Consider the following 1,747-nt stretch of genomic DNA (forward strand, 5'->3'; position numbering starts at 1 on the left):
CGCTATTCTGCACCAGGAGCACATGACAGCCGGTCTGTCGTGTGCTCTCTTCTCTCTATGGCCAACCATCACCCCAAAGTCGCCAAGCTGGCGAAAGACCTCGCGTACCGAAAGGGCGAGGTGCTCACGTTAACCACGCGAGAACACGTGCTGCTGGCGGAGCTTGAGGAGATTCGGGGTCAGAAGCAAGCTGCTGAGCAGGTCGTGGCAGAGCTTTCAGACAAAATCCGGGCGTTCGAGCTGGATGCTGGCGATGTTCGTGGGATCCGAGCAACTCCCCGCAAAGAGGGGGTGCGTCATGGAGCCTTCAGAAAGGCTCTGACTCATGCCCTCCAGATGACAAGGGGGGCTCTTCGCACCTCGGAAATCCTGGCGCGGCTGCAATTGGTGGAGGATCCTGAATTCGGTCTTCCGGATGACCACCGCGACGCCATGCACAGAATTGCTCGGGATCTGAGAGTCCTGCGCGACCGAGGCTGTGTAGTCAGGACAGATGGCGGCGGTGCGGGTGTCGAGGCATCCTGGCTGTGGGTAGGTGTGCGCCCTACAGTCCAGGAATCGTCCTGAGTTCGCCCTGGCGCTTGTTGCCTCGGACGTAGTTGCGCCAGTCTGTGGAGTGCGGCGCTTTGACCACCCTGGCAAACAAGTCGGTGACTTGGCCGAGCAGATCAGTGCGGCGCATGTCTTCGCGCCAGTTCATTTCGCAGCTGTAATCCAGCATGTAGCGCGGAGTGATCCGGTGAAAAATGCCGATGAATGCTCGCCGCAATCGCGAGAAATAGCTCTCGGCCTGGTTCTGGTTCACCCCGGCGTCGGTCGAGAACTCCTGGGAGTGGTTGACGGTGTCGTGGCTGAAACCGATGTACTGGAGCTTACGGTAGGCTGGCAGCTCATCCGTGTAGATTTTGCTGCCCTTCTTCACATAGCGCTCGATGAGGGGCACGACCTGGCCGTCTTCGGCGTTGCAGATTGCAGTGACCGTGCGAATCGCACCGGGGCGGCCACCCTGATCAAGCGGGCGCGTATCGCACTCCCTGAATACGATGATGATGCGTCGGTTCTTGTGGAACGGATTTTCTGCTGGCCCGACCTTGTCGCGGTGCTGGTACTTCTTGGGCAGTTTCGGCTTTTCCTTCTCAGGCACCTTGCGGGGCTTGCGCTTCCTGCCGGAGAAGTGGCCGCCGTCAATCTCGACGTGGCCCGACAGTGGCGTGATCTCGGTGGTCACCATGAGCGCCTCGCGCAGCTTGTGCATCAGCACGTAGGCCGTGCGGTACTGGACACCAAGGTGGCGACGGAGCGCCAGGGCCGAAATCCCCTTCTGGTTCATGGCAAACAGGAACAACGCCTTGAGGAGGGTGAGGTAGCTGACCTTGTGACCGTGAAAGGCAGTGCCGCTGGTCAGGGAGAAGGTTTTGAAGCAGTGCTTGCAGCTCCACTGCATGCGTGTCCTGCGGAAATAGTGCTTGTCCTGGACAGCGCAGTCGGGGCAAACCCGCTGGTCTTTCGACTGCCAGCGCATCTGAGCCAGGAAGGAATGCGCCTGCTCCTCGGACAGGCCGTCCAAGTCGGCCATCGAGGTGGAGAGAGCTTCCTTCTTGAGCCAGAAATACGTTGCCATATCGAATCACTGGATAAGTAACCAGTGTCGAGTCTAACGCGGAAACGATAGGTTGCAAGCCTCACGAATGGAGGCTTGCATAACCTTCTGATTTATAAGGATTTGTGCTCCTGGTGCAGAATAGCG

2 protein-coding genes are annotated in these 1,747 nt (G+C 58.9%); one reads left to right on the plus strand and one right to left on the minus strand.

Annotation, left to right across the window (positions count from 1 at the left end):
• Window positions 1-567 (plus strand): hypothetical protein (locus tag ACNFCJ_RS23945; protein ID WP_416773875.1); only part of this gene is annotated, 567 nt, incomplete at its 5' end.
• Here ACNFCJ_RS23945 and ACNFCJ_RS23950 read toward each other — a convergent pair.
• A complete protein-coding gene (locus tag ACNFCJ_RS23950; RefSeq protein ID WP_416773876.1) occupies window positions 545-1,621 on the minus strand; it encodes an IS1595 family transposase in 1,077 nt (358 codons plus the stop codon). The two genes, ACNFCJ_RS23945 and ACNFCJ_RS23950, sit on opposite strands and share 23 nt — an antisense overlap.
• Between the last annotated feature and the right edge of the window lie 126 nt (window positions 1,622-1,747).

The organism is Pseudomonas sp. NY15364 (assembly GCF_048068235.1).
Lineage (GTDB): Bacteria > Pseudomonadota > Gammaproteobacteria > Pseudomonadales > Pseudomonadaceae > Aquipseudomonas > Aquipseudomonas mendocina_D.

Coding starts and splice junctions, on each gene's coding strand:
- ACNFCJ_RS23950 (WP_416773876.1), bottom strand. CDS start 1,621: ATGGCAACGTATTTCTGGCTCAAGAAGGAAGCTCTCTCCACCTCGATG.